20 protein-coding genes are annotated in these 24,425 nt (G+C 61.7%); 10 read left to right on the forward strand and 10 right to left on the reverse strand.

Annotation, left to right across the window (positions count from 1 at the left end):
- Positions 1-40: 40 nt before the first annotated feature.
- On the reverse strand, positions 41-1,891 hold the full coding sequence (gene aspS, locus EOL43_RS12750) for an aspartate--tRNA ligase (protein ID WP_133489190.1): 1,851 nt from the start codon (positions 1,889-1,891) through the stop codon (positions 41-43).
- A gap of 261 nt (positions 1,892-2,152) precedes the next feature.
- Between aspS and EOL43_RS12755 the strand changes: the two genes are divergently transcribed.
- The 3 genes from EOL43_RS12755 (at position 2,153) to EOL43_RS12765 (ending at position 7,237) form a co-directional block, all read left to right on the forward strand.
- On the forward strand, positions 2,153-3,421 hold the full coding sequence (locus EOL43_RS12755) for a glycosyltransferase family 87 protein (protein WP_133489192.1): 1,269 nt from the start codon (positions 2,153-2,155) through the stop codon (positions 3,419-3,421).
- 105 nt (positions 3,422-3,526) lie between these two features.
- Positions 3,527-6,796 carry a carbamoyl-phosphate synthase large subunit gene (carB, locus tag EOL43_RS12760; protein WP_133489194.1) on the forward strand — a complete coding sequence of 1,090 codons (3,270 nt, stop codon included), beginning with the start codon at positions 3,527-3,529 and terminating at the stop codon, positions 6,794-6,796.
- Between the two features lie 123 nt (positions 6,797-6,919).
- Positions 6,920-7,237 (forward strand): hypothetical protein, encoded by a 318-nt coding sequence (locus EOL43_RS12765; RefSeq protein ID WP_240686553.1) that lies wholly within the window; start codon positions 6,920-6,922, stop codon positions 7,235-7,237.
- Here the strand turns inward: EOL43_RS12765 and EOL43_RS12770 are convergent.
- The 6 genes from EOL43_RS12770 to EOL43_RS12795 form a co-directional block, all read right to left on the reverse strand.
- Entirely contained in the window at positions 7,234-8,268 is a 1,035-nt protein-coding gene (locus EOL43_RS12770; RefSeq protein WP_133489196.1) for a fatty acid desaturase, read from the reverse strand. The two genes, EOL43_RS12765 and EOL43_RS12770, sit on opposite strands and share 4 nt — an antisense overlap.
- Positions 8,269-8,376: 108 nt before the next feature.
- Entirely contained in the window at positions 8,377-8,778 is a 402-nt protein-coding gene (locus EOL43_RS12775) for a DUF4864 domain-containing protein (RefSeq protein WP_133489199.1), read from the reverse strand.
- 50 nt (positions 8,779-8,828) lie between these two features.
- Complete coding sequence (locus EOL43_RS12780; RefSeq protein ID WP_133489201.1) at positions 8,829-9,305, reverse strand: hypothetical protein; 477 nt, start codon at positions 9,303-9,305, stop codon at positions 8,829-8,831.
- 65 nt (positions 9,306-9,370) lie between these two features.
- Positions 9,371-10,765 carry a 30S ribosomal protein S12 methylthiotransferase RimO gene (rimO, locus tag EOL43_RS12785; protein ID WP_133489203.1) on the reverse strand — a complete coding sequence of 465 codons (1,395 nt, stop codon included), beginning with the start codon at positions 10,763-10,765 and terminating at the stop codon, positions 9,371-9,373.
- A gap of 104 nt (positions 10,766-10,869) precedes the next feature.
- Positions 10,870-11,454 (reverse strand): GcrA family cell cycle regulator, encoded by a 585-nt coding sequence (locus tag EOL43_RS12790; RefSeq protein ID WP_133489205.1) that lies wholly within the window; start codon positions 11,452-11,454, stop codon positions 10,870-10,872.
- Between the two features lie 108 nt (positions 11,455-11,562).
- Positions 11,563-12,438 (reverse strand): DMT family transporter, encoded by an 876-nt coding sequence (locus EOL43_RS12795; RefSeq protein WP_133489207.1) that lies wholly within the window; start codon positions 12,436-12,438, stop codon positions 11,563-11,565.
- Positions 12,439-12,685: 247 nt separating this feature from the next.
- Between EOL43_RS12795 and EOL43_RS12800 the strand changes: the two genes are divergently transcribed.
- Together EOL43_RS12800 and argF are read left to right on the forward strand one after the other, a co-directional pair.
- Positions 12,686-13,867, forward strand: a complete 1,182-nt coding sequence (locus EOL43_RS12800) for an aspartate aminotransferase family protein (protein ID WP_133489209.1) — start codon at positions 12,686-12,688, stop codon at positions 13,865-13,867.
- Positions 13,864-14,790 (forward strand): ornithine carbamoyltransferase, encoded by a 927-nt coding sequence (gene argF / locus EOL43_RS12805; RefSeq protein ID WP_133489211.1) that lies wholly within the window; start codon positions 13,864-13,866, stop codon positions 14,788-14,790. The genes EOL43_RS12800 and argF overlap by 4 nt, the downstream gene beginning before the upstream one ends.
- Before the next feature lie 68 nt (positions 14,791-14,858).
- Here argF and EOL43_RS12810 read toward each other — a convergent pair whose 3' ends face one another.
- The 3 genes from EOL43_RS12810 to hrpB form a co-directional block, all read right to left on the reverse strand.
- Positions 14,859-16,340: an inorganic phosphate transporter gene (locus tag EOL43_RS12810; RefSeq protein WP_133489213.1), complete on the reverse strand. Its 1,482-nt coding sequence runs from the start codon at positions 16,338-16,340 to the stop codon at positions 14,859-14,861.
- 128 nt (positions 16,341-16,468) lie between these two features.
- On the reverse strand, positions 16,469-16,927 hold the full coding sequence (locus EOL43_RS12815; RefSeq protein WP_133489215.1) for an NUDIX hydrolase: 459 nt from the start codon (positions 16,925-16,927) through the stop codon (positions 16,469-16,471).
- Between the two features lie 117 nt (positions 16,928-17,044).
- Positions 17,045-19,498 (reverse strand): ATP-dependent helicase HrpB, encoded by a 2,454-nt coding sequence (hrpB, locus tag EOL43_RS12820; RefSeq protein WP_133489218.1) that lies wholly within the window; start codon positions 19,496-19,498, stop codon positions 17,045-17,047.
- 131 nt (positions 19,499-19,629) lie between these two features.
- Here hrpB and meaB point away from each other — a divergent pair, with 131 nt between their 5' ends.
- The 5 genes from meaB to EOL43_RS12845 all read left to right on the forward strand — a co-directional run bounded on the left by meaB (position 19,630) and on the right by EOL43_RS12845 (position 24,259).
- Complete coding sequence (gene meaB, locus EOL43_RS12825) at positions 19,630-20,604, forward strand: methylmalonyl Co-A mutase-associated GTPase MeaB (protein WP_133489220.1); 975 nt, start codon at positions 19,630-19,632, stop codon at positions 20,602-20,604.
- 281 nt (positions 20,605-20,885) lie between these two features.
- Positions 20,886-22,715, forward strand: a complete 1,830-nt coding sequence (locus tag EOL43_RS12830; RefSeq protein ID WP_133489222.1) for an ABC transporter ATP-binding protein — start codon at positions 20,886-20,888, stop codon at positions 22,713-22,715.
- Between the two features lie 202 nt (positions 22,716-22,917).
- Complete coding sequence (rpmB, locus tag EOL43_RS12835; protein ID WP_133489224.1) at positions 22,918-23,205, forward strand: 50S ribosomal protein L28; 288 nt, start codon at positions 22,918-22,920, stop codon at positions 23,203-23,205.
- A gap of 130 nt (positions 23,206-23,335) precedes the next feature.
- The gene (locus tag EOL43_RS12840) at positions 23,336-23,683 is read left to right on the forward strand and encodes a hypothetical protein (protein ID WP_133489226.1); all 348 of its coding nucleotides are present in this window, start codon (positions 23,336-23,338) and stop codon (positions 23,681-23,683) included.
- A gap of 42 nt (positions 23,684-23,725) precedes the next feature.
- Positions 23,726-24,259 carry a copper chaperone PCu(A)C gene (locus tag EOL43_RS12845; RefSeq protein WP_420867519.1) on the forward strand — a complete coding sequence of 178 codons (534 nt, stop codon included), beginning with the start codon at positions 23,726-23,728 and terminating at the stop codon, positions 24,257-24,259.
- Positions 24,260-24,425 lie beyond the last annotated feature (166 nt).

The following is a 24,425-nucleotide window of genomic DNA, read 5'->3' on the forward strand; positions in this document are numbered from 1 at the left end:
GTGCCAGGGGAATTATTGATATACGATGACAGTGACGAGATCACTCTTGCGGAATGACCCGCAGGTGCAGTTCGCGCAGCTGTTCGTTCTGCGGTTCGGAAGGGGCGTTCATCATCAGGTCTTCGGCGCGCTGGTTCATCGGGAACATCATCACTTCGCGGATGTTTTCCTGATCGGCCAGCAGCATGACGATGCGGTCGACACCAGCAGCACAGCCACCGTGCGGGGGTGCGCCGTACTGGAACGCGTTGACCATACCGCCGAAGCGTTTGATCACTTCGCTTTTACCATAGCCGGCCAGTTCGAAGGCCTTGAACATGATCTCAGGCTGGTGGTTCCGGATCGCGCCCGACACTAGTTCGTAGCCGTTACAGGCCAAGTCATACTGGAAGCCTTTGACGTGCAGCGGATCGCCCAGCAGCGCGTCCAGACCGCCTTGCGGCATCGAGAACGGGTTGTGGTCGAAGTCCAGACCACCGTTTTCTTCGTCCAGCTGGAAGATCGGGAAGTCGACGATCCAAGCAAAGGCGAAACGGTCCTTGTCGGTCAGGCCAAGCTCGTCACCGATGACGGTACGGGCGCGGCCCGCGACGCCTTCGAAGGCTTTCGGCTTGCCGCCCAGGAAGAAGGCCGCGTCGCCGATGTCCAGACCCAGTTGTTGGCGGATGGCTTCGGTGCGCTCGGGGCCGATGTTCTTGGCCAGCGGACCGGCCGCTTCCATGCCGCCTTCGACTTCGCCGGATTTCAGCTTGGCTTGGGCTTCTTTCACGGTGATGCCCAGCTCTTGCGCCACGGCATCTGCGGTCTTCTCGCGCCAGAAGATATAGCCCATGCCGGGCAGACCTTCTTGCTGCGCGAATTTGTTCATGCGGTCGCAGAACTTGCGCGAGCCACCTTTGGGGGCCGGGATGGCGCGGATTTCAGTACCGTCCTGTTCCAGCAGCTTGGCGAAGATCGCGAAGCCCGAGCCACGGAAGTGGTCCGAGACGATCTGCATTTTGATCGGGTTGCGCAGGTCCGGCTTGTCGGTGCCATACCACAGGGCGGAATCTGCGTACGAGATCTGCTCCCATGTCTGGTCGACTTTGCGGCCTTTGCCGAATTCTTCGAAGATGCCGCGCAGAACCGGCTCGATCGTGTCGAACACGTCCTGCTGGGTGACGAAGCTCATCTCCATGTCCAACTGATAGAAGTCGGTGGGCGAGCGGTCGGCACGCGGGTCTTCGTCGCGGAAGCACGGCGCGATCTGGAAATACTTGTCGAAGCCAGCAACCATCATCAGCTGTTTGAACTGCTGCGGGGCCTGTGGCAGCGCATAGAACTTGCCCGGGTGCAGACGCGACGGCACAAGGAAGTCACGCGCACCTTCCGGCGACGAGGCTGTGATGATCGGGGTCTGGTATTCGCGGAAGCCCTGATCCCACATACGCTTGCGCATCGAGGCCACAACGTCCGAACGCAGCTTCATGTTTTCCTGCATCACCTCACGACGCAGGTCCAGGAAGCGGTACTTCAGACGGGTTTCTTCCGGGTATTCCTGATCGCCGAACACCATCAGCGGCAGTTCGTCAGCGGCGCCCAGAACCTCCAGATCACGGACGAAGACTTCGACTTCACCGGTCGGGATCTTTTCGTTGATCAGGTCTTCGTCGCGCGCTTTTACGTTGCCGTCGATGCGGATACACCATTCCGAGCGCACCTTCTCCATCTCGGCAAAGACGGGGCTGTCGGGGTCACACAGAACCTGCGTCACGCCGTAATGGTCGCGCAGGTCGATGAACAGGATGCCGCCATGGTCGCGGACACGATGGACCCAGCCCGACAGGCGGACGGTCTCACCGACGTTGGATTTGTTCAGTTCAGCACAGGTGTGGCTGCGATAGGCGTGCATGTCAGGCTCCCACGAGCGGATTTAAGTCTCGGGCCGATACACCTGCCTTGGCGGGCAAAGTCAAGGCGCAGTGGCACCAATGGCGCAAAAGAGCCGCCACAAGGTGCAATTTTCTTGGCGTGGGGCGCAGCGCTGGCTAGAAAACTCCTATTCATCCCCACCAGCAGGTGGGCAGAGGTTTCGAGGCAAAGACCGAATGGTCGGGCAATTTGATCACGGGAATAGATCCGCCGGAATGGGCCGCCTTGAAAGGCTGGCCCCATGACAGATCGCATGGACAAGGCTCTGGGCATCTTCATCCTTGGGGGTTTCCTTGGCCTGATGCTGCACAGCTATTGGGGCAATTGGCCGGTCGACCTGTCGGCGCTGTACTTCGCGGCTTACTTCTTTGATGCGGGCGCCTATGAGCTGGTCTATGCGCCCGACGGTCAGGCGTTCTGGGATCAGGCCTATCCAGAGTGGCGCGCGCTGGCGCGATCACAGGGGTACGAGGCGACCCTGCTTCCGGCCTATGTCTATCCTCCGCTATGGGCGGCGGTCTTGGGGCCGTGGGCCAGCGTCGTGAGTTTCACCAGCTTTGCGAATACGTTCCTTTTGGTCTTTCTGGGGGCGATCATCGGAATGATCCTGATGACCTACCAAATGGCCCGCCGGATTGCAGAGGCCGCAGGCACGCCCCTGATTCCCTTTGCGCTCTTTTGCCTGATCGGTGCCTTTCTGGCCGGGTCTACGTCCTACGGCTCGCTTTCTTTTCAATTGGGGCAACCGCAGATATTGGTCTCGTTCCTGCTGATGCTGTGCCTGTATCTGCTTAGCTGCAACAACGATCTGTCGGCGGGTGTCGTGTTGGCTTTCGCGGCGGCGATCAAACTGATGCCCGCGATACTGGTGGTGCTGTTCATCATGGAGCGCCGTTGGCGGGCGTTGGGGGCCTTCGTCGTGGCGGGGGCGCTGTTGGCCGGAATGTCTGTTATTGTGGCCGGGTGGCCAATGCATCAGGCCTTGCTCGAGCGGATTGGGCACCTGACGTCGCAAATCTCGATCAGTCGGCTGGGGATCGGGATCGAGACCGTGCTTTATCATTTCGGGCAGGTGGCAACGGGTGATGGCCAATGGCAGATCGAACGCCCTGAATTGATAGAGAAACCCGCATGGCTGGGCATCAGCACCCGTGCCCTTCTTATCGCTGGCCTGCTTGCGATTTGGTCCAGCACCTGTGCGGTGCTTCCACCCGTCCGCCTGTGGGTCCGGTTCACGCTGATCTTTCTGCTGGTCGTCACAACCGCGTCGCTGTCATGGCTTCACTATCTGGTCTTGCCCGCGCTTTTGGCGCTGGTCGCGGCAAGCCTTGCCCCCGGCCGCGGCGTGCGCCTTGTTTTGCTGGGCGGCGCCGTTCTTACCTGCTTGCCGGTCTACCTGTGGCTGCTGGACACGCCGCTTGCTGGCTACGGTGAAGTCTATCTGCATTTGGCCTTAATTATGGCCACAGCGCTGGCGCTTTTGCAGGCAGCGCGAAAACATCGTATATGAATGCGCAAACAGGGCTTGCAGAAACCCCGCTGGTGTCTATAACCCACGACAATTTGCGTGCGGCAGGGATTCCCGCGCGCGTTCAGTCTGCCGATGGGGGATACCATGCCTAAAAGAACCGATATCAACTCGATCATGATCATCGGCGCGGGGCCCATCATTATTGGGCAAGCCTGCGAGTTTGACTACTCGGGTGCCCAAGCTTGTAAGGCGCTGCGCGAAGAAGGCTACCGCGTCATTCTGGTGAACTCGAACCCGGCGACGATCATGACCGACCCCGGTCTGGCCGACGCGACATATATCGAGCCGATCACCGCCGAAGTCGTCGCCAAAATCATCGAGAAAGAGCGCCCCGATGCGTTGCTACCCACCATGGGTGGTCAGACCGGTCTGAACACCGCGCTGGAACTGGACGATCTGGGTGTTCTGGACAAGTTCAACGTGGAACTGATCGGCGCCAAGCGCGACGCCATCGAGATGGCAGAAGACCGCAAACTGTTCCGCGAAGCGATGGACCGTCTGGGCATCGAAAACCCCCGCGCAACCATCGTCACCGCACCGACCAACGAAAAGGGTCACGCGGATCTGGACGCTGGCGTGAAGATGGCGCTCGAGACGCTGGACGAAATCGGTCTGCCCGCGATCATCCGCCCCGCCTTTACCTTGGGCGGCACCGGCGGTGGTGTGGCGTATAACCGCGAAGAATACGAACATTACTGCCGCACCGGCATGGATGCCTCGCCGGTGAACCAGATCCTTGTGGATGAAAGCCTGCTGGGTTGGAAAGAATACGAGATGGAGGTTGTGCGCGACACTGCCGACAACGCCATCATCGTCTGTTCCATCGAAAACGTGGATCCGATGGGTGTACACACCGGCGACTCGATCACCGTCGCGCCCGCGCTGACGCTGACCGACAAGGAATACCAGCTGATGCGCACGCACTCGATCAACGTGCTGCGCGAGATCGGCGTGGAAACCGGCGGATCGAACGTACAGTGGGCCGTGAACCCCGCCGATGGCCGTATGGTCGTCATCGAAATGAACCCGCGCGTGTCGCGCTCCTCGGCGCTGGCCTCGAAAGCGACCGGTTTCCCGATCGCCAAGATCGCGGCGAAGCTGGCCGTGGGCTATACGCTGGACGAGCTGGACAACGACATCACCAAGGTCACCCCCGCCTCGTTCGAGCCGACCATCGACTATGTCGTCACCAAGATCCCGAAATTCGCGTTCGAGAAGTTCCCCGGCTCCAAGCCCGAACTGACCACCGCGATGAAATCCGTGGGCGAGGCGATGTCGATTGGCCGCACCATCCACGAATCGATGCAGAAGGCTCTGGCGTCGATGGAATCGGGCCTGACCGGATTTGACGAGGTCGAGATCGAAGGCGCCCCGGAAGAGGCTGCTATCATCAAGGCCCTCTCGGAACAGCGCCCCGACCGCATCTTGCAGATCGCGCAGGCCATGCGCCTTGGCATGTCGAACTCTGACATCCAGCGTGTGACCGCGTTTGACCCGTGGTTCCTGGACCGTATCCGCGAGATCGTGGATGCTGAAAACGTTGTGCGTGAAAACGGCCTGCCGCTGGACGAAGCCGGTTTGCGCAAGCTGAAGATGCTGGGCTTCACCGATGCCCGCCTGGCCAATTTGTCGGGCCGCACCGAAAAAGACGTGCGCGATGTACGCCGGAACGCTGGTGTGAACGCAGTGTTCAAGCGCATCGACACCTGCGCGGCGGAATTCGAAGCGCAGACGCCCTATATGTACTCGACCTATGAAGCCCCGATGATGGGCGAAGTAGAGTGTGAGGCCCGCCCGTCCGACCGCAAAAAGGTCGTCATTCTGGGCGGTGGTCCGAACCGCATCGGGCAGGGGATCGAGTTCGATTACTGCTGCTGTCACGCCTGTTTCGCGCTGACCGACGCGGGTTACGAGACCATCATGGTCAACTGTAACCCTGAAACCGTGTCGACCGACTATGACACCTCGGATCGTCTGTATTTCGAGCCGCTGACCTTCGAACACGTGATGGAAATCCTGCGTGTCGAGCAAGACAACGGCACGCTGCACGGCGTGATCGTTCAGTTCGGCGGTCAAACCCCGCTGAAGCTGGCCAACGCGCTGGAAGCCGAGGGCATTCCGATCCTGGGCACCACCCCGGATGCGATCGATCTGGCCGAAGACCGCGAGCGGTTCCAGGATCTGGTCAACAAGCTGGGCCTGAAGCAGCCGAAAAACGGCATCGCCTCGACCGACGAACAGGCGCTGGAAATCGCCGAGGAAATCGGCTTCCCGCTGGTCATTCGCCCGTCTTACGTTCTGGGTGGCCGCGCGATGGAGATCGTGCGCGACATGGGCCAGTTGAAGCGCTACATCGCCGAGGCCGTTGTGGTGTCGGGCGACAGCCCGGTTCTGCTGGACAGCTATCTGGCCGGCGCGATCGAGGTTGACGTGGACGCGCTGTGTGACGGCGAGAAGGTCCACGTTGCTGGCATCATGCAGCACATCGAAGAAGCTGGCGTCCACTCGGGCGACTCGGGCTGCTCGCTGCCGCCCTACAGCCTGTCGGAAGACATCATTGCCGAACTGCGCCGCCAGTCGCGCGAGCTTGCGCTGGCCCTGAACGTGGTTGGCCTGATGAACGTGCAGTTCGCCGTGAAAGATGGCGAGATCTATCTGATCGAAGTGAACCCGCGTGCCTCGCGCACCGTGCCGTTCGTGGCCAAGGCGGTTTTGTCGCCCATCGCCTCGATCGCAGCACGCGTCATGGCGGGCGAGAAGCTGGATGCGTTCGATCTGGTTGATCCGAACATCGACACCTACGCAGTGAAAGAGGCGGTTCTGCCCTTCGCCCGCTTCCCCGGTGTGGACACGATCCTTGGCCCGGAGATGCGTTCCACCGGCGAGGTTATGGGCGCAGACAAGGACTTCGCCATGGCCTTCCTGAAGGCACAGCTGGGCGCAGGCACCATGCTGCCGACCGAAGGCACTGTGTTCCTGTCGATCAAGGATGGCGACAAGACCCCGCAGCTGGTCGAAACCGCTCAGATGCTGATCGAGCAAGGCTTCCGCATCATCGCGACCTCGGGCACGGCCAAGTTCTTGGCTGAAAACGCGGTCGAGGCGGATGTGGTTGCGAAAGCCTATGAACCGGGCCGCATGATCATCGACATCATGAAAGATGGCGAAGTGCATCTGGTCATGAACACGACCGAGGGCGCGCAATCCGTCAGCGACAGCCGCGAAATGCGCAACGTCGCCCTGATGGACAAGATCCCCTACTTCACCACGCTGGCCGGCAGCCACGCCGCTGCCCGCGCCATGAAGACCCGCGGCGAACGCGAGATCACGGTGAAAGCGCTGCAAGAGGCGTAAGTCCCTCAGCACAGACAGAACAAAGGGCGCGGCAATTCCGCGCCCTTTTTCGTGGCTGGGTGAAAATCTCGTTCGATTTGCGTGGGCTGTGCTATGCTTTCCTCAACAAGAAGGAGAGCAGTGATGAAACCCTTTGCCCCCATGATCTTGCCCGTCGCACTTGTCGGCCTTCTGTCCGGATGTCAGGCGATGCAACCAACCACCACGCCCACCACCAACGTCACGGACCTTCCGCTGATGGGCGGGTATCGCAGCCCTGCGGATGAATGCGAAAAGCTGGGCGAGAACGAGCTGACCATCAACTATCTGGACCACACGGCCACCTTGGTCGGCTGCCCGGCAGACTATGAAGGTCTGGGCGTGTTCCAAGTGGATACCGGCGGCATCGAGGTCGCGCGGATTGACGGCTGGGTTCTGTTCAGCGTTCCCAGTGGGTCTTAACCGTACAGCTGCTGCGCCTGCGTGAACGACATCAGCTTCTTGCTTTTCTCGTCCCACAGATGCAGGCGCACGCTGGCAAGGCTCTCGCGGATCGTCATGCGGTTCACCGTCGACAGATACTCGTGGTCTTTCAGCACTTCGGTCAGGCGATAGAACGGGATACGGCTGTGCAGGTGATGCACGTGGTGAATGCCGATATTCGCACTGAACCATTGCAGGATCGCGGGCATCACGTAGTGCGAGCTGCCATGCAGGGCCGCGTCGTGCAGCTGCCAGTCTTCCTCGGCCTTCCAGTGCGTTTCTTCAAACTGGTGCTGGATATAGAACAGCCACATGCCCGCGGTGGCGGCCAGCAACGTGGTGGGCAGGAAGATCAGCAGGACGGGCATCAGCCCGCCGAAATACCAGATCAACACAAGCGCCGCGACAATCACGATGTTCGTCGCCATCGCACTGACCCAATACTTCGCGGCATTCATCAACCCGAAGGGCAGGCGGTTTTGCAGCAGGAACAGGTATCCGGGCGCAAAGCCGAACAGCGTGATCGGGTTGCGATAGAGCCGGTACTGGAATTTGCGCAGCGGCGACAGCGCGTTGTACTCGTCCACAGTCAGGGTCATGATGTCGCCAATCCCACGCTTGCCCAGATTGCCGGCCGAGTTGTGGTGGATCGAATGCGTGCGCTTCCAGACATCATAGGGCGTCAGGGTGACGACGCCGATCACGCGGCCAACCCAATCGCTCACCGTGCGGTTTTTGAAGACCGAGCCATGTCCGCAGTCATGCTGGATGGCGAACAGGCGCAGAAGGAAGGCCGCGTTGAATAGCGCGATGCCAAGGCTCAGCCACGGGCTAATCGACAGGCAATACCACGCAAGCGCCCAAAGAAGCAGAAACGGAACCGCGCTGACGACCAGCTCGAACGAGCTGCGCAGCGTGCTGGGTTCGCGATACTTTGCCAGCGTTCTGACCCAATCACGGGCTGTAAGGTCTTCGTCGTTCGGCAGCGGAATGTTTGAGAGCTCTGTCATGGGCCTACTTTTGTGGTGGTAGGCCATTCCGATAGACTATCGGGTCAACATATCAAGCGAATTCTGGAATATGTGGGGAACTCTCGTTTGGCGAGAGTGCACCAAAGCTCAGGCGCTCAGCCCGATTGGCTCGATCCGATAGACGCCGTTGATCCGCCATTTGCCGTCAATGACGATCATTTCGTAGGCGAACCAATGGTCCTTGCCGGACTGGTCCTGAATGCGCAGACGTTGAAGCGTGTAGCTGCCATTGGTGATCTGATCGACATATTCCAGCTCGGCCGGATTTTGCACCATCGGATAGCCGTTTTGCACCATCATGCCGAAGTTTTCAGGCGTGCCGAACAGGTTCTGGATGTTGGGCGACGCATAAGAAAACGCCTTGTCCGTATCCTGCGCCCCGAACGCGTCGATCTGGGACGAGATCACATCCTCGATGCTTTGATCCTGTGCGTAGGCTGGGGTCAGCATCAGCGCCAAACCCAGCAGAAGAGATGTCGGAAACCTCATGTGTATCACCTCCTTTACGAAGACGATTACGGTGCGAGGTGCGGTTTGGATCAGTTGCAGGAATAGATGCCGCGCGCGACGATCGCTTTCCAATCTGGGCCCAGAACTTCACGGGCGTCGATCGCGGTCTTATAGCCTTTGTCGCGTGGCTTGAACATTTGGACATACATCATGGCCTCATGCGCGCCGGACATGGCGACCCGCTGATTGCCGAAATATGTGACGTTCCCATTGGCCGAGGGGCTGGAGGTGTCGGCAGTGGCATAGGGGTTCGCATGGGTCGGCCCCGTTACGGTCGCGCGGGTGCTGTTGGCTACGGTGTTGCGCAGAATCTGGAACCGGTCATAGCCACGGCGCAACGTTTCAACCGCCGCCAGCTCTTGCTCGACCCGCGCCGCCGCCATTGGACCACATGCTGTCGCGGTGGAGGTTCTAAGCATAAACTGGCTTTCCAGCCCACCGGTGGACTTGCACCCCGCCAATGCGGCCAGAGTAAAGGCGAACGCCATTCCGATACGTAGCTTCATGTGCAAATGCTCCCGATAAGTCCGGCATCAATTTAGCCGAGGGGATGGCAGGGGCAAGTCTTGGATTATGACTTGAGCTGTCCCCACAGATCATATTCCCCCGCCTCGTCGACCTCGACGGACACGATATCCCCGACCGACAGCCCCTCGGTGCCGTCGTCGATGAACAGGTTGCCGTCGATCTCGGGCGCGTCGGCTTTGGTGCGGCAGGTGGCGATGCCGTCTTCGTCGATGTCGTCGACGATCACGTCCATTACCTGACCGACCTTAGCGGCCAGTTTGGCTTCGGAAATCGCCTGCGCCTTTTCCATGAAGCGTTCCCAGCGGTCTTGTTTGACCTCGGCGGGGACGTGATCGGGCAGGTCGTTGGAGCGTGCGCCATCGACGTTTTCGTATTGGAAGCAGCCAACGCGATCCAGTTGCGCCTCGTCCATCCAGTCCAGAAGGGTTTGGAATTCTTCCTCGGTCTCGCCGGGGTAGCCGACGATGAAGGTTGAGCGCAGGGTGATGTCGGGGCAGTCCGCGCGCCACGCGGCGATTTCGTCGAGCGTTTTCGAGGCTGCCGCCGGGCGGGCCATGCGCTTCAGCGTGTCCGGGTGGGCGTGCTGAAACGGGATGTCCAGATAAGGCAGGATCAGCCCTTCGGCCATCAGCGGGATCAGATTGCGCACATGCGGATAGGGATAGACATAGTGCAGGCGCACCCACAGGTCCTTGCCCGCGCCGAGCGCCCCAAGGTCACGCGCCAGATCGGTGATGTGGGCGCGGTGGCCGCGTTCCTCGGCGTGTTTGATGTCGACGCCATAGGCCGAGGTGTCTTGCGAGATTACCAACAGCTCTTTCACGCCGGCATCCACCAGTTTCCCGGCCTCGCGGATCACCGCGTGGGCCGGACGGCTGGCGAGCTTCCCGCGCATGTCGGGAATGATGCAGAATTTGCACTTGTGGTTACAGCCCTCGGAAATCTTCAGATAGCTGTAGTGGCGCGGGGTCAGGCTGACGCCGGTGGCGGGCAGCAGGTCGATGAAGGGATCGGGGCTGGGTGGTACGGCGCCGTGCACGGCGTCCAGCACCTGCTCGTATTGATGCGGGCCAGTGACGGCCAAGACGCTGGGATGGGTGCCGCGGATATAGTCCTCTTCCGCGCCTAGACAGCCGGTGACGATCACTTTGCCGTTTTCGTTCAGGGCTTCCCCGATCGCTTCAAGGCTTTCGGCCTTCGCTGAATCCAGAAACCCGCAGGTGTTCACGATCACAGCATCCGCGCCGGAATAGTCCGGGCTGATCGCATAGCCTTCGGCACGCAGGCGCGTCAGGATGCGTTCGCTGTCGACCAGCGCTTTCGGGCAGCCAAGGCTGACCATGCCCACGGTGGGCTGGCCATCGCGGGCAGGCTCGGAAAAGCGGGCCTTGGGGGCAAGGTCGGGACGCAGGTTGGGCGGATTTACAGGATCTGTCATGGCGGGCCGTATAGCTAAAGCTGGACGTTATGGGAAGGGCGCGGGGCCGGAATGCAAAAGCGCGCCCGGTGGGACGCGCTTTCGAAATGCTGTGTCGCGGATGCTTACCGCTTGCGGTCGCGACGCGAGGACATCGGCTGGAACGCCACGCCCACGTGGGCTTCGCAATAGGGCTTGCCTTGCTGCACGGCCAGACCGCAGAACCAGAAGTCATCGGTGGCCGGGTCGCCCACGGGCCATTTGCAGGTCTTCTCGGTCAGCTCCATCAGGTTCAGACGCTTGGCGCCTTTTTCCACTTCACTGACCTTGGCCAGGGCCTCGGGGCTGATTTCATTGGCCGAGGGTTGCGGGGGCAGGGGTTGGCCTGCCGGAATGATCGCCTTGCGTGCGGGCGTTGCGGGCTTGGCTTCCGCGGCAGGAGCCTCTTCGACTTTCGGCGCGGGTTCGGCGGCCTTCTTCGGCGCTGCCTTGGGCTTGGCGGCGGGTTTGGGTTTGGCGGCTGCCTTGGCCTTGTCCGCAGCAGGCGCTTTGGTGCCGCCTGCCGAGCGGTTGGACAGGCCCAGACGATGCACCTTACCGATGACCGCATTGCGGGTCACACCACCAAGTTCCTTTGCGATGACCGAGGCCGATTGACCCTCGCCCCACATCTTTTTCAGGATTTCTACGCGCTCGTCGGTCCAGGACATGCTTACTTCCCGTCTGCTTGGGGGTGGCCGGATCCGGTCAGGGCCCCTTTGAATTCACAAGCCCCTATACTAGTCACCCGCGCGGGGGATACAAGCCAAGAAGCCGCTTTACTTGGCCTGTCGTCCTTCGCGCCACGCCAGAATGGCGCCGCCCGCCACGATAATGGCCGCGCCAAGCGCGCTGACCCAGCCCGGTGCCACGCCGAACAGGCCGAAATCATAGAGGGCGGCGAAGATCAGTGTGGCGTAGGAAAACGGCACGACAAAGCTGGCATCCGCGCGCCGGATCGCCTGCACATAGCACGCCTGCGCCGCGGCCATCATGAAGCCAAGCGCTGCCAGCACGGCCCATTGCGCGGGGGTGGGGGCTTGCCACACGAACAGCACCGCACAAGAGGCAATGGTTAGGCCGATCGCATTGTTGATGACGAGGATCTGCAGGGGTGCCTCGCGCCCTGCCAGTCGTTTAATGAAGATGGTTTCGAGCCCCAAGATTGCTGCGGCCCCAAGGGCGAGCAGCGCCGCCGGGTCGAAGCTGGAGGCACCCGGGCGGATCAGGATCAGCGCACCGGTCAGTGCCATCGCGACCGATAGCCAGCGCCACGGGCCAACCCGTTCGCCCAGCAGAGGGATCGCTAGCAGCATGGCGAAGACAGGGTTCAGGAACGAGATTGCCGTGGCATCCGCCAGTGGGATCAGCGTGGCGGCGGCAAACATCAGCGTCACACCCGCAAACCCAGCAGCAGACCGCGCGGCGTGGAGTTTCAGGTTGGGGCGCGTGATGCGCAGCCGTCGAAACAGCGCGAAGCTGCCGATCGCCAGAAAAGCGAAGGTAAACCGCCCGTGGGTGATCTGAAACGGGTGTAGGGGATCGCCCAGAAGATCCTTCCCCGCCAGCTTCGCCATCAGCGTCGTGCCCGCGATGAACACGGTGGCCACCAGCATGAAGCCAACAGCAGCGAGGGGAGAGTTGCGCGTTTCCATCCTTTCCCTCTACGCGCGCGCATCCCGATTGAAAAGGCTGGACAGAACAGGCGCGATCCCCTATCCCGCCCCCATGAACAAACGCCTGCATATCGCTGAAACCCGACGCCGACGCACCCGCGCCTGACGTCCCGTTCGTTTGTTCCTGCGCAACGTTTGCGCAAACCCATCCAAAACCATCTGGAAATTGTTGACTTGAGGCCCGCCATCCGGCACCCAAAGGCTTCTTTTTGAAGAGGATACCACCATGATCCCGTCGCTTTTGCCGACCTATAACCGTGTTGACCTTGCGTTTGAGCGTGGTCAGGGCAGCTGGCTTGTCACGGATGGGGGCGAGCGATACCTGGATCTGGGCGCGGGCATCGCGGTGAACGCGCTGGGCCATGCCCATCCTGCACTGGTCGAGGCTCTGACCGAGCAGGGCGCGAAGCTGTGGCATGTGTCGAACCTCTATAAGATCCCGCAGCAACAGACGCTGGCCGATCAGCTGGTCGACTTGACCTTTGCTGACACGGTGTTCTTTACGAACTCGGGCACCGAAGCCTGCGAGCTGGCGGTGAAGATGGCGCGGAAGTACTGGTCGGACAAAGGCGAAGACCGCGCGCGGATCATCGGCTTTGAGGGCTCGTTCCACGGACGGTCGTCCGCAGGCATCGCCGCCGCGGGTGGCGAAAAGCTGACTGCTGGCTTCGGCCCGCTGCTGCCCGGTTTCACCCACCTGCCCTTTGGCGACCTCGACGGTCTGACCAACGAGTTGGCCGAAGGCGACGTCGCCGCCGTGATCATCGAACCCGTACAGGGCGAGGGTGGCATCCGCCCCGTCCCCGATGACGAGCTGAAAGCCATCCGCGCTGCCTGTGACAACGCAGGTGCGCTTCTGATCTTTGACGAAGTGCAATGCGGCATGGGCCGGACCGGCAAGCTCTTCGCGCACGAGTTCTCGGGCGTCACGCCGGATATCATGATGGTCGCCAAAGGCATCGGCGGGGGCTTCCCGCTGGGTGCTGTTCTGGCAACTGAAGAGGCCGCCAGCGGCATGGTCGCGGGCACCCATGGGTCCACCTATGGCGGCAACCCGCTGGCTTGTGCCGTCGGTTCGAAAGTGACCGAGATCGTCGCCGATCCCGAATTTCTGGCCGAGGTCAGCCGCAAGGCCGGTCTGTTCCGTCAGAAGCTGGAGGGCCTTGTCGCCGCGCACCCGGACGTCTTTGAAGGCGTGCGTGGGTCGGGTCTGATGCTGGGCCTGAAATGCAAAGCGACCAATATGGATGTTTTGGCGAAATGCTATGACGCGCAGCTGCTCTGCGTGCCTGCAGGCGACAACGTGCTGCGTATCCTGCCCGCGCTGACCATCGAAGACGAAGATATTGCCGAGGCGATCACCCGCCTTGAAACCGCTGCCAAGGCCGTGGAGGGCCAGAGCACATGAAACATTTCCTCGACATCAACGCCACGGAAACGGGCGAGCTGAAAAACATCATCTCGGAAGCGCACCGGATCAAAGCCGCGCGTGCGGGCCGCCCCAAAGGCGCCCTGGACGACGAAAAGCCGCTGGACGGCCACATGGTCGCGCTGATTTTCGAAAAGCCCTCGACCCGGACGCGCGTCAGCTTTGACGTGGGTGTACGCCAAATGGGCGGTGAAACCATGGTTCTGTCCGGCTCTGAAATGCAGCTGGGTCATGGTGAAACTGTTGCCGACACCGCCAAGGTGCTGTCCCGCTATGTTGACATGATCATGATCCGGACCTTCGAAGAAGCGACCCTGCTCGAGATGGCAGAATATGCCGACGTGCCGGTGATCAACGGGCTGACCAACCGCTCGCACCCCTGCCAGATCATGGCCGACATCCTGACGTATGAGGAACATCGCGGCTCGATCGAGGGCAAGAAAGTGGTCTGGGCGGGTGACGGCAACAATGTCTGCGCCTCGTTCCTGCACGCCGCAGGCCAGTTCGGCTTTGACCTGACATTCACCGGTCCGGAACCTCTGGACCCGGAAATGGCCTTTGTCGAGGAAGCCCGCGCCAAAGGCGTGAATGTCGAGATCGTGCGCGATCCGGTGAAGGCCGTGGAAGGTGCGGATCTTTTGGTCGCCGATACCTGGGTGTCGATGCATGATGCGCCCTCGGCCCGCGAGCGTCGCCACAACCTGCTGCGTCCCTATCAGATCAATGACGAGCTGATGGCGCACGCCAAACCCGACGCGCTGTTCATGCACTGCCTGCCCGCACACCGGGAAGAGGAAGTGACGAACTCGGTCATGGACGGCCCGCAATCGGTGATCTTTGACGAGGCCGAAAACCGCCTGCATGCCCAGAAGGCCGTCATGCGCTGGTGTTTGGGCAAGTAAGCCTGACGATCATCCAATAGAAAAGGGCGCCTCACTGGGCGCCCTTTTTGGTTCGACTGTCCTGTGGATCACGCCACGATGGAGTTCAGCAGGAAGAAAATCACAGCCGACATCATCGCAGCGGCAGGCACGGTGATCACCCACGCAGCAACGATGGTCATGAAATGCGAACGGCGCACCAGTTTGCGGCGGCGGCGTTCCTCGGGGGCGATGCGTTTTGCTGCAGGGCGTGCTTCGCGCGATTTGCGCAGGCGGCGCTCCATGTGGAACTCGCGATAGAAGCCCACGCCGAAGACGCCCCCCACAGCGATGTGGGTTGAGCTTACGGGCAGGCCCAGCCAGCTGGCGACGATCACAGTGATCGCGGCGGACAGTGCTACGCAATAGGCGCGCATCGGGTTCAGCTTGGTGATCTGGCTGCCGACCATGCGGATCAGCTTCGGGCCGAACAGCATCAAGCCAAAGCTGATGCCGAACGCGCCGATCACCATGACCCATGTGGGGATCGAGACTTTCGCGGCGAAGTCGCCCACGCTTTCCACGTGTACGATGGCGGCCAGCGGGCCAACCGCGTTCGCCACGTCGTTGGCGCCGTGTGCGAAGGACAGAAGCGCGGCCGAGAAAATCAGCGGCAGGGCAAACAACGTCTTCAGCGATTTGGTGCGGTTCTCAAGCCCTTCGGCCTGACGGGCGATCAGCGGGGCGGTGATGACATATGCCGCGCCACCCACGGCGGCACCGATCAGCAGGGCAGTGCCAAGGTCAATCTTGATGATCTTCTTCAAGCCTTTGATCGACAGATAGGCACCGAAAGCTGCAGCCATGATCCCGATCAGGATCGGCACCCAGCGTTTTGCAGCAGCAATCTTGTCTTCCTGATAGACGATCTTGTGTTTGATCAGGGCAAGGAAACAGGCCGCAATCACGCCACCCAGAACCGGCGAGATCACCCAGCTGGCGGCAATCTTACCCATGGTGGGCCAGCTGACCGCAGCAAAACCAGCCGCCGCGATGCCCGCGCCCATGACGCCGCCCACGACCGAGTGTGTGGTCGAGACCGGAGCGCCAACCCACGTGGCAAGGTTCACCCACAGCGCGGACGAGATCAGCGCCGCCATCATCGCCCAGACAAAGGTGCGCGAGTGGTCAAAGCCCGACGGGTCGATAATCCCCTTCGAGATGGTCGAGACCACGTCGCCCCCCGCCAAAAGCGCACCGGCGCTTTCGAACAGGGCGGCAATCACGATCGCGCCGCCCATGGTCAGCGCGTTTGCGCCCACCGCAGGGCCCATGTTGTTGGCAACGTCATTCGCGCCGATGTTCAGGGCCATATAGGCGCCAAACGCGGCGGCGATGACGACAACCAAAGAGGTCGGGGTTTGGCCGAAGAACACCGCCGCACCCAAGGCTGCGACCACGATAAAGGCCAACGCCACGCCCATGCCCACCAGCGGACGCGCCACCAGTTGGGTTGCGTATTCGACTTGGCTGATCTTGTTCAGGTCCTTGTCCAGTGTCTTCCACTGGTTGCCGCTGTTCTCGCCGCTCATGTCCCATCCTCGCAAGCTGCTTGTTACACGGCTGTTACGTAGCCGTTACAATTCAGCGCCCGCGCTAGCTTGTCAGGGCTGCGATTGCAACAGATTCTGTGATGGAAATGCCATGTGGCGCTGGGAAATCAGAAATCACGCAACAGTTTGCGCAAACCTTTTTCCTGCACCATCTCGGCGGCCTCTACCGGCGACACCCACGCACGCGTGCGCTCGTCCGCTTCGGGGAAGTCGTTTTCCAGCGTTTTGACCTTCAGAGGGAACACGCGGGCAGAACAATGCGCCAGACCACCATCGTCCAGTTCCTTGGCATAGCTGTATTCGCCGATCGGTGCGCGATCCAATTGGCCCTTCTTGACGCCGGCCTCTTCCCACGCTTCCTGCGCGGCGGCTTCGGCATCGTGCTTGCCATCCATCGGCCAGCCCTTGGGCAGGATCCAGCGACCCGTCCCGCGCGAGGTCACCAGCAGCACTTCTTTATCATCGCCTTGCCCACGATAGCACAGCGCCGCAACCTGAGAGCGGCTGGGGCGTTTCAGCATTGGCGATAGGACTTCGTCCCAAGCTTGTTTCAAAAGCGACGACATAGGGTGCCTGTGGTGTTTTTGCTCGTTCTTTAAGTTGTTGCGGCTGTTAAATAGCTGTTTGCGACTAAATTGCAAGTAAACGGGCCGTGATCATATGTTTAAGGCTGGTTTACGTGGCTATGTACCCCGCGGTTTGGCGCGGAGGGTCGGGTCCGCGACTGTCGGATCCTCGGGCCAGGGGTGTTTTGGGTAGCGCCCGCGCATGTCCTTGCGCACATCGGCATAGCTGGTGGCCCAGAAATTCGGAATGTCCGTCGTGGTCTGCACCGGACGGCGGGCAGGCGACAGAAGCGTGACACGCAGGGGCGTCCTGCCCACGGTGGGGTGGCGGGTGACACCGAACATTTCCTGCAGGCGCAGGCTGATTTCGGGCGTGTCGCCGGAATAGTCGATGGGCGTCTTGTGCCCCAAGGGCGTGATGAAATGGGCAGGGGCCTCGGCATCCAGTCGTGACATCTGGTGCCAATCGAGCATCGCGCGCAAGGCGTCGAGGATCTCGAACTTCTTCCAGTCGGCAGTGGTTTTGACGCCGCCCAGATGCGGTAGGAGCCAGTCGTCCAGCGCGGCCATCAAAGCGGGCTCGGTCATATCGGGTAAGCTGTCTCCGCCTGCGCGCAGCAGTTCGACCCGTGCGATGAAGCGTTTGGCGGCGTCCGAGGGCCGCAGCCCCAAATCGCGCACCCCGTCCAGCATTGCGCGGGCCACGTCATCCCGCGGGGCGTCTTTCCAGATGCGGTCATCCAGCACGACTGCGCCCAGACATTCCTGCCGCCGCGCAATCACACGCCCATCGCGCTTGGACCACGCACAGCTGTCGATCCAAGCGATCTGATCCGCGAACAGCTCGCGCAGCTCGCCTTCGCTGATCTGGATCGCCTGCCGCACCCGCGCCTCGCGCGGGTTGCCGTCTGTGTCGGTGATGACCAGCAAGCGCGATCCGGCCAGCGCGTCGCTTTCATCCATCACCGCCCCTTTGCCGCCCGACATGACGAAACGCGGAATGTCCCCGGGGCGGCGCAGCGCCACGCGGTCGGGATAGGCCAGCGCCGCCATCTGCGCGGGGCTGAAATCCGGGCGCGCATCGCCCGCCATCCGACGCAGACGCTTGGCCTCGGTCCGGATGCGCTCGATGCCGCCCCGATTTGCTTGAATGCCACGCCGGGCGGCAAAGCCTTTTGGATCGCGGATGGCCTCAAGCCGCAGAGCCAGATCCATCGCGGCCCCACGGGGCAGGGGATCCCGGTCGCTCCAAAGGGCGGCCAGATCGGCTGCGTCGGGTCCAGCCGTCAGCAGCATATGTCCAAGACGCGGATGCAACGGTAGGCGAGACAGCTGCGCTCCGTGATCCGTGATCCGCCCGCTATCATCCAGCGCGCCCAATCCGCGCAATAGCGCTTGCGCCTCCGAGAGCACGCCCGCATTGGGCGGCGTCAGAAACGCCAGCCCTGCGCCATCCGGGCTGCCCCAACCGGCCAGCTCCAACGCCAAGGGGGCAAGGTCGGCGGTTTCGATCTCGGCAGGCGCGAAGGGCGGCATCCCGCCGTCCTCGCCCTTGGTCCACAGCCGATAGCAGGTGCCCGGCGCCACACGCCCCGCACGGCCCCGCCGCTGTTCAGCCTCGGCCTTTGACACGCGCTCGGTCACCAGCCTGGACATCCCCGAACCCGGATCGAACCGAGCACGCCGCGCCTGTCCCGCATCCACCACCACGCGGATGTCCTGAATGGTTAGCGAGGTCTCGGCAATCGCGGTCGCCAGCACGATCTTGCGACCCTCTTTCGCGGGTTGAATGGCAGCGCGTTGGGCTGCAAAATCCATCGCGCCGAACAGCGTGTGCAGGTGACAGCCGGCGGGCAGGCGCCCTTTCAGCGCGCCCTCGCAGCGCCGAATTTCACCCTCGCCTGGCAGGAAGACCAGCACGCCGCCTTCGGTGTTAGCCAAGGCCGTCATCACCAGATCGGCAGTCGCCTCCGGCAGGCGCACGCCCTTTGCCAGCGGCCGCCCCAGATGCCGCGTCTCGACCGGAAAGGCCCGTCCTTCGGACCGCACAATCGGCGCGCCGTCCAACAGTCGTGCCACCGGGTCCGCATCCAACGTGGCCGACATGACGACCAGTTTCAGATCATCGCGCAGCGCGCCCATCGCTTCCCATGTCAGCGCCAGCCCAAGGTCTGCGTTCAGCGAACGCTCGTGAAATTCGTCAAATATCACCGCGCCTACGCCCTCAAGCGAGGGGTCCGATTGTAGCATCCGCGTCAGGATGCCCTCGGTCACGACCTCGATCCGGGTGGATTTCGACACTTTCGCCTCGCCGCGAATGCGATAGCCCACGGTTTCGCCCGCCCGCTCGCCCAGTGTCTGCGCCATCCGCTCGGCGGCACCCCGCGCGGCAAGGCGGCGAGGTTCCAACATGATCAGCCGTCCCTCAAACGCGCCCGCCTTCAGCATCTCAAGCGGCACCACAGTCGTCTTACCCGCACCGGGCGGCGCCATCAGCACCGCGCGGCCCTGATCCCGCAGTGCCTGAAGCAGCGGTGGAATGGCATCGTGTATGGGCAATTTGACCGTCATTCCGTCCTTATCCGACGCTCTGCACCTCGGGTCTAGCCCAGATCACATCCCACATCGGCGCTAACATCCTTCGAGGCTCTGGACAGGGGCGTTTCCGCACGGCATGAACAGACCCGGAAAAGGGAGGCGACATGGACATTCAGGATCTGGCCAAACGGGTGATTGCAGGCGAACGCCGTGCCTTGGCACGCGCCATCACGTTGGTGGAAAGCGGCCGCGCTGACCACCGCGCGCAGGCGGTCGAACTGCTCGAGGCCACCGCGCCAGAAGGCCGCCAAGCCCTGCGCATCGGTCTGTCCGGCACCCCCGGCGTTGGCAAATCCACATTCATCGAAGCCTTCGGCATGTTCTTGATCGAGAAGGGCCTGAAGGTGGCTGTGCTGGCCGTCGACCCAAGCTCGGCCCGGTCGGGTGGCTCCATTCTGGGCGATAAAACCCGCATGGAAAGCCTCAGCCGCGAGAAGAACGCCTTCATCCGCCCTTCGCCCTCGCAGGCGCAAATGGGCGGCGTGGCGCGCCGGACCCGCGAAGCCGTGGCGCTGTGTGAAGCCGCGGGCTTTGACATTGTGCTGATCGAAACTGTTGGCGTCGGCCAGTCCGAAACCATGGTGGCCGAGATGTCGGACCTGTTCCTGCTGCTGCTGGCCCCCGCCGGTGGCGACGAGCTGCAAGGCGTGAAACGCGGCATCATGGAGATTGCCGACCTGATCTTGGTGAACAAGGCCGACGGCCCCCTGAAAGAAACCGCGATGCGCACCTGTGCCGACTATGCCGGTGCACTGCGTCTTCTGCGCAAACGCGTCTACGATCCCGAAGGCTTCCCCAAGGCGCTGATGGTCTCGGCCGTCACCCATGATGGCCTGCCAGAGGCATGGGACACCATGACCGAACTGACCAACTGGCGCCGCGAACACGGCCATTGGGACAAACGCCGCGCAGCTCAGGCGCGCCATTGGTTCGAAGAGGACCTGCGCATCGGTCTGCTGTCCGTGCTGGAAAACCCCGACACCCGCGCCCGGATCGAAAGCCTCGGCACGCAGGTCGCCCAAGGCACCCTCTCCGCCACCCGCGCGGCCGAGGATATGCTAGCGCACCTGAAGCTTTAACAGCTCCCCCCTTCCTATTGCCCCAAATACCTTGGGGTGAGCCCCGCAGGGGCGAGGGGCAACGCCCCTTCAGGCTCGTGAAACGAGCCACCGAATTCCTGCCTGAAACCAAAGGTTGATCACCGCTAACATTTCGGATAGCGTCGCTGCACGGACACCAAGAAGGAATTGCCGGATGCGAACAGTCAGGACCCCATACCACGCGTAGAACGCCGGTCCTGTCGGGCTGTCGTCAGCCCCGTTTCCCTATTTCTATTTCTTCCAGCGCATGAGGCGCCACCATGTTCCGTTTCTTTGAAAACCTGATCGACCCGTTCCGTCCGTCCTCGGACGACACCCCGCCCGCCAAATTGTGGCCCTATCTGAAGTCGCAATATGACGGCTTCGGCAGGCTGATGGCGTTCATGGCCATGTCGGGCGTCATCGTCGCCCTGATCGAAACCAGCCTGATCTTCTATTCGGGCCGGGTGATCGACCTGATGGATGGCAGCACCACCGACAGCTTCTTCGCCTCCCATGGGGTCGAGCTGCTGTTGGCGGCCCTGTTCATTCTGTTCCTACGCCCAGCCACCATCGGCCTGAACCACCTATTGCTTGAGCAAACCCTCGTCGGAAACCTGCACGATCAGGTCCGCTGGCGCGCGCATAAACACCTGCTAGGGCAAAGCATGGGGTTCTTCCAGAACGACTTTGCCGGACGGCTGTCCAACCGCGTGATGCAACTGGGCGGCGCGGTCGAGGATGGCACCTATATGGCGTTCGAGGGCATCTGGTACGCGCTGACCTATGTGATCGCGGCGGCCCTGATCCTCAGCCAGATCGACCCAAGACTGGCCGCACCGCTGCTGATTTGGCTGGTGCTGTACGTGATCTACACACGCTGGATCGCGCTGCGCGTGGCATCGGCGTCAGAAAAATGGTCCGACGCGCGCTCGCTTCTATCTGGGCGGATCGTGGATGCCTATGCCAATATCGAAAGCGTCAAGCTGTTCAGCCAAGGCGAAAGCGAGGAACGCTATGTGCTGTCCGCCCTCAAGCGCCACCGCTTGCGGTTCCAGCGCTTCCTGCGCCTGATGACGGAACTGAGCTTTGGTCTGAACGTGCTGAACGGGCTGCTGATCACCGGCGTTCTGGGTACCTCGATCTGGTTCTGGACGCGTGGTGTCGTAACGGTGGGCGAGGTCGCCGCGGCATCCGCTCTGACCATCCGTCTGAACGGCATGTCCGGCTGGATCATGTGGGTCACGGTGCGGCTGTTCGAACATGCAGGCGTGATCCGCGAAGGGCTGCGTTCGATCGCGGTCGAGCATGAAGTAACCGATGCGCCGAACGCCCCCGCGCTGGCCTTGACCAAGGGCGAGATCCAGTTTGATGGGCTGACCCATCACTATGGCAAAGGCTCGGGCGGGTTGGACAACGTCACCCTGTCGGTGCATCCGGGCGAAAAGGTCGGGCTGGTCGGGCGCTCGGGCGCGGGTAAGTCGAGCCTTGTGAACCTGCTTCTGCGCTTCCGCGATCCCGAAGGTGGGCGCATCCTGATCGACGGTCAGGACGTGGCGGGCGTTACCCAAGACAGCCTGCGTGCGCAGATCGGCATGGTCACGCAAGACAGCTCGCTTCTGCACCGTTCGGTGCGTGCGAACCTGCTTTACGGTCGCCCCTCGGCCAGTGAGGCCGAGATGATCGCCGCCGCCGAACGCGCCGAGGCGCATGCGTTTATCCAGACGCTCGAAGACCCGAAAGGGCGCACCGGCTATGACGCCCATGTGGGCGAGCGTGGTGTGAAACTGTCTGGTGGTCAGCGCCAACGGATCGCCATCGCGCGTGTGATGCTGAAGAACGCGCCCATTCTGGTGCTGGACGAGGCCACATCGGCCTTGGATAGCGAGGTCGAGGCCGCGATCCAGAAAACCCTCTATGGTATGATGGAGGGCAAGACTGTGATCGCCATCGCGCACCGCCTGTCGACAATTGCCCAGATGGACCGGATCGTGGTGCTGGATCAGGGCCGAGTGATAGAAGACGGCAGTCACGATGAACTTCTGGCCGCCAAGGGCATCTATGCCGGTCTGTGGGAACGCCAATCGGGCGGTTTCCTGGCCGAAGAGTAAACAATTGTGGTGGGGCAGAAAATTCCTGCCCCACTGCGCCGCGACTCACTTGACGTCCCCCGATAAGGCGTCTATTCACCGCGGACGGAATTCGGGGCGCTGCCGTTGCGGCGCCCGTTTGTATTGACCGGCTGGACGTGAGCGGCGCGAGGGCGCGCTGAACTTCTCACCAATCTGGCCCGAGAGAGCAAGGATAAGAGCCATGTCGCGAGTTTGCGAACTGACCGGAAAAGGCCCGATGACTGGCAACAATGTCAGCCACGCCAAAAACAGAACCCGCCGCCGGTTTCTGCCGAACCTGAACGACGTGACGCTTCAGTCGGAAGCACTGGGCCGCGCGTTCAAACTGCGCATCTCGGCTGCCGCCCTGCGTTCGGTTGACCACCGTGGTGGTCTGGATGCGTTCCTGGCAAAAGCCAAGAACGACGAACTGTCGGCCAACGCCCTGAAGATCAAGAAAGAAATCGCGAAAGCTCAGGCAGCCGCCTAAGCCCTGCGCTTTTCTGGATCGACCAGATTTTGAACCGCCCCGGCCCTTGGCTGCGGGCGGTTTTCGCGTGTTCTGCACCTGTTACATTTTGTCACTTGTCGCCCCTGAAAAAGAGGCATAGCTAAGTGGCATGATCCGTGCGGTATTTGCATATGTTCTGGCCTTTGCGCTGACCATCACCAGCTTTGCGCTGGCGGATGCCCGTGGTGAAAACCCCGATATGAATGGTGCGTTCGAGATGGTGCTGTGTACTGGCACCGGCATGACCACCATCACGCTTGGCCCCGATGGTGAGCCCATCGAATCGGTGCACCTGTGTCCCGATGGCACGTCGATCTTCGCGGCCGCATTCTCGCTTCCATCCCTTGATATGCCCGAAACACGGGTGATCGCGCGCATCGTCCCTTCGCGTGCTGTCGCCATGCCGGGCCGGGATGAACTGTCCCCGTCTGCCCGAGGTCCCCCGGCGCTGGTCTGATCCCTTCCATCAAGACCAACCCAAAGACCTAAGGACAAGACTATGTTCCATATGAAAACCGTTCTGGCTGCCAGTGCAGCTGCCCTTCTTTCCATGCCTGCTTTCGCGGGTGACATCATGATCAACGACGCCTATGCGCGTGCCTCGGGCATGAACGCCAAGGCCGGTGCCGCCTTCTTCCAGATCATGAACCACGGCACCGAAGATGACCGCCTGATCGCCGCAAAATCCGATGCCTCGAAGCGCGTCGAGCTGCACACCCACAAAGATATGGGTGACGGCGTGATGAAGATGATGGAGGTCGAAGAAGGCTTCCCGATCGCAGCAGGCGGCATGCACGCCCTGAAACGTGGTGGAGACCACGTCATGTTCATGGGTCTGAACGAACCCTTCGTAGATGGTGAAACCGTGACCGTCACGCTGGTCTTTGAAAAAGCCGGCGAAATGACTGTCGAGATTCCGATCGACCTGAAGCGCAACCCGATGGCTGGCGGCATGCAGCACGGCAAGCCTGAAGACGGCAAAATGGGTGAGGGTCACGGCACCATGACAATGGGCGACGGCAAGTCGAACTAAGGGCAGCCCTTCAGAATTGAGGGCGCGGGGCGATAATGCGTCCCCAGCCCCGTGCCCCTAAAGGGGTCTCGTCAACCCCGGATGGCCGTAGCGATGCGCTGCGGCCTTTCCTATTTCCTCTTGCCCTAAATACCTTGGGGTAAGCCCCGCAGGGGCGAGGGGCAAA

Origin of the sequence: Aliiroseovarius marinus (assembly GCF_004360145.1) — a bacterium.
Taxonomy (GTDB): Bacteria; Pseudomonadota; Alphaproteobacteria; order Rhodobacterales; family Rhodobacteraceae; genus Aliiroseovarius; species Aliiroseovarius marinus.

Excerpts from the sequence above, each read along its gene's own strand:
- hrpB (WP_133489218.1), bottom strand. The coding sequence starts at position 19,498 with ATGACGGTCAAATTGCCCATACACGATGCCATTCCACCGCTGCTTCAG.
- EOL43_RS12845 (WP_420867519.1), top strand. The coding sequence starts at position 23,726 with ATGTTCCATATGAAAACCGTTCTGGCTGCCAGTGCAGCTGCCCTTCTT.
- EOL43_RS12770 (WP_133489196.1), bottom strand. The coding sequence starts at position 8,268 with ATGACAGAGCTCTCAAACATTCCGCTGCCGAACGACGAAGACCTTACA.
- EOL43_RS12780 (WP_133489201.1), bottom strand. The coding sequence starts at position 9,305 with ATGAAGCTACGTATCGGAATGGCGTTCGCCTTTACTCTGGCCGCATTG.
- EOL43_RS12765 (WP_240686553.1), top strand. The coding sequence starts at position 6,920 with ATGAAACCCTTTGCCCCCATGATCTTGCCCGTCGCACTTGTCGGCCTT.
- EOL43_RS12795 (WP_133489207.1), bottom strand. The coding sequence starts at position 12,438 with ATGGAAACGCGCAACTCTCCCCTCGCTGCTGTTGGCTTCATGCTGGTG.
- EOL43_RS12840 (WP_133489226.1), top strand. The coding sequence starts at position 23,336 with ATGATCCGTGCGGTATTTGCATATGTTCTGGCCTTTGCGCTGACCATC.
- EOL43_RS12755 (WP_133489192.1), top strand. The coding sequence starts at position 2,153 with ATGACAGATCGCATGGACAAGGCTCTGGGCATCTTCATCCTTGGGGGT.
- EOL43_RS12830 (WP_133489222.1), top strand. The coding sequence starts at position 20,886 with ATGTTCCGTTTCTTTGAAAACCTGATCGACCCGTTCCGTCCGTCCTCG.
- EOL43_RS12800 (WP_133489209.1), top strand. The coding sequence starts at position 12,686 with ATGATCCCGTCGCTTTTGCCGACCTATAACCGTGTTGACCTTGCGTTT.
- EOL43_RS12815 (WP_133489215.1), bottom strand. The coding sequence starts at position 16,927 with ATGTCGTCGCTTTTGAAACAAGCTTGGGACGAAGTCCTATCGCCAATG.
- EOL43_RS12810 (WP_133489213.1), bottom strand. The coding sequence starts at position 16,340 with ATGAGCGGCGAGAACAGCGGCAACCAGTGGAAGACACTGGACAAGGAC.
- rpmB (WP_133489224.1), top strand. The coding sequence starts at position 22,918 with ATGTCGCGAGTTTGCGAACTGACCGGAAAAGGCCCGATGACTGGCAAC.
- argF (WP_133489211.1), top strand. The coding sequence starts at position 13,864 with ATGAAACATTTCCTCGACATCAACGCCACGGAAACGGGCGAGCTGAAA.
- rimO (WP_133489203.1), bottom strand. The coding sequence starts at position 10,765 with ATGACAGATCCTGTAAATCCGCCCAACCTGCGTCCCGACCTTGCCCCC.
- aspS (WP_133489190.1), bottom strand. The coding sequence starts at position 1,891 with ATGCACGCCTATCGCAGCCACACCTGTGCTGAACTGAACAAATCCAAC.
- carB (WP_133489194.1), top strand. The coding sequence starts at position 3,527 with ATGCCTAAAAGAACCGATATCAACTCGATCATGATCATCGGCGCGGGG.
- EOL43_RS12775 (WP_133489199.1), bottom strand. The coding sequence starts at position 8,778 with ATGAGGTTTCCGACATCTCTTCTGCTGGGTTTGGCGCTGATGCTGACC.
- EOL43_RS12790 (WP_133489205.1), bottom strand. The coding sequence starts at position 11,454 with ATGTCCTGGACCGACGAGCGCGTAGAAATCCTGAAAAAGATGTGGGGC.
- meaB (WP_133489220.1), top strand. The coding sequence starts at position 19,630 with ATGGACATTCAGGATCTGGCCAAACGGGTGATTGCAGGCGAACGCCGT.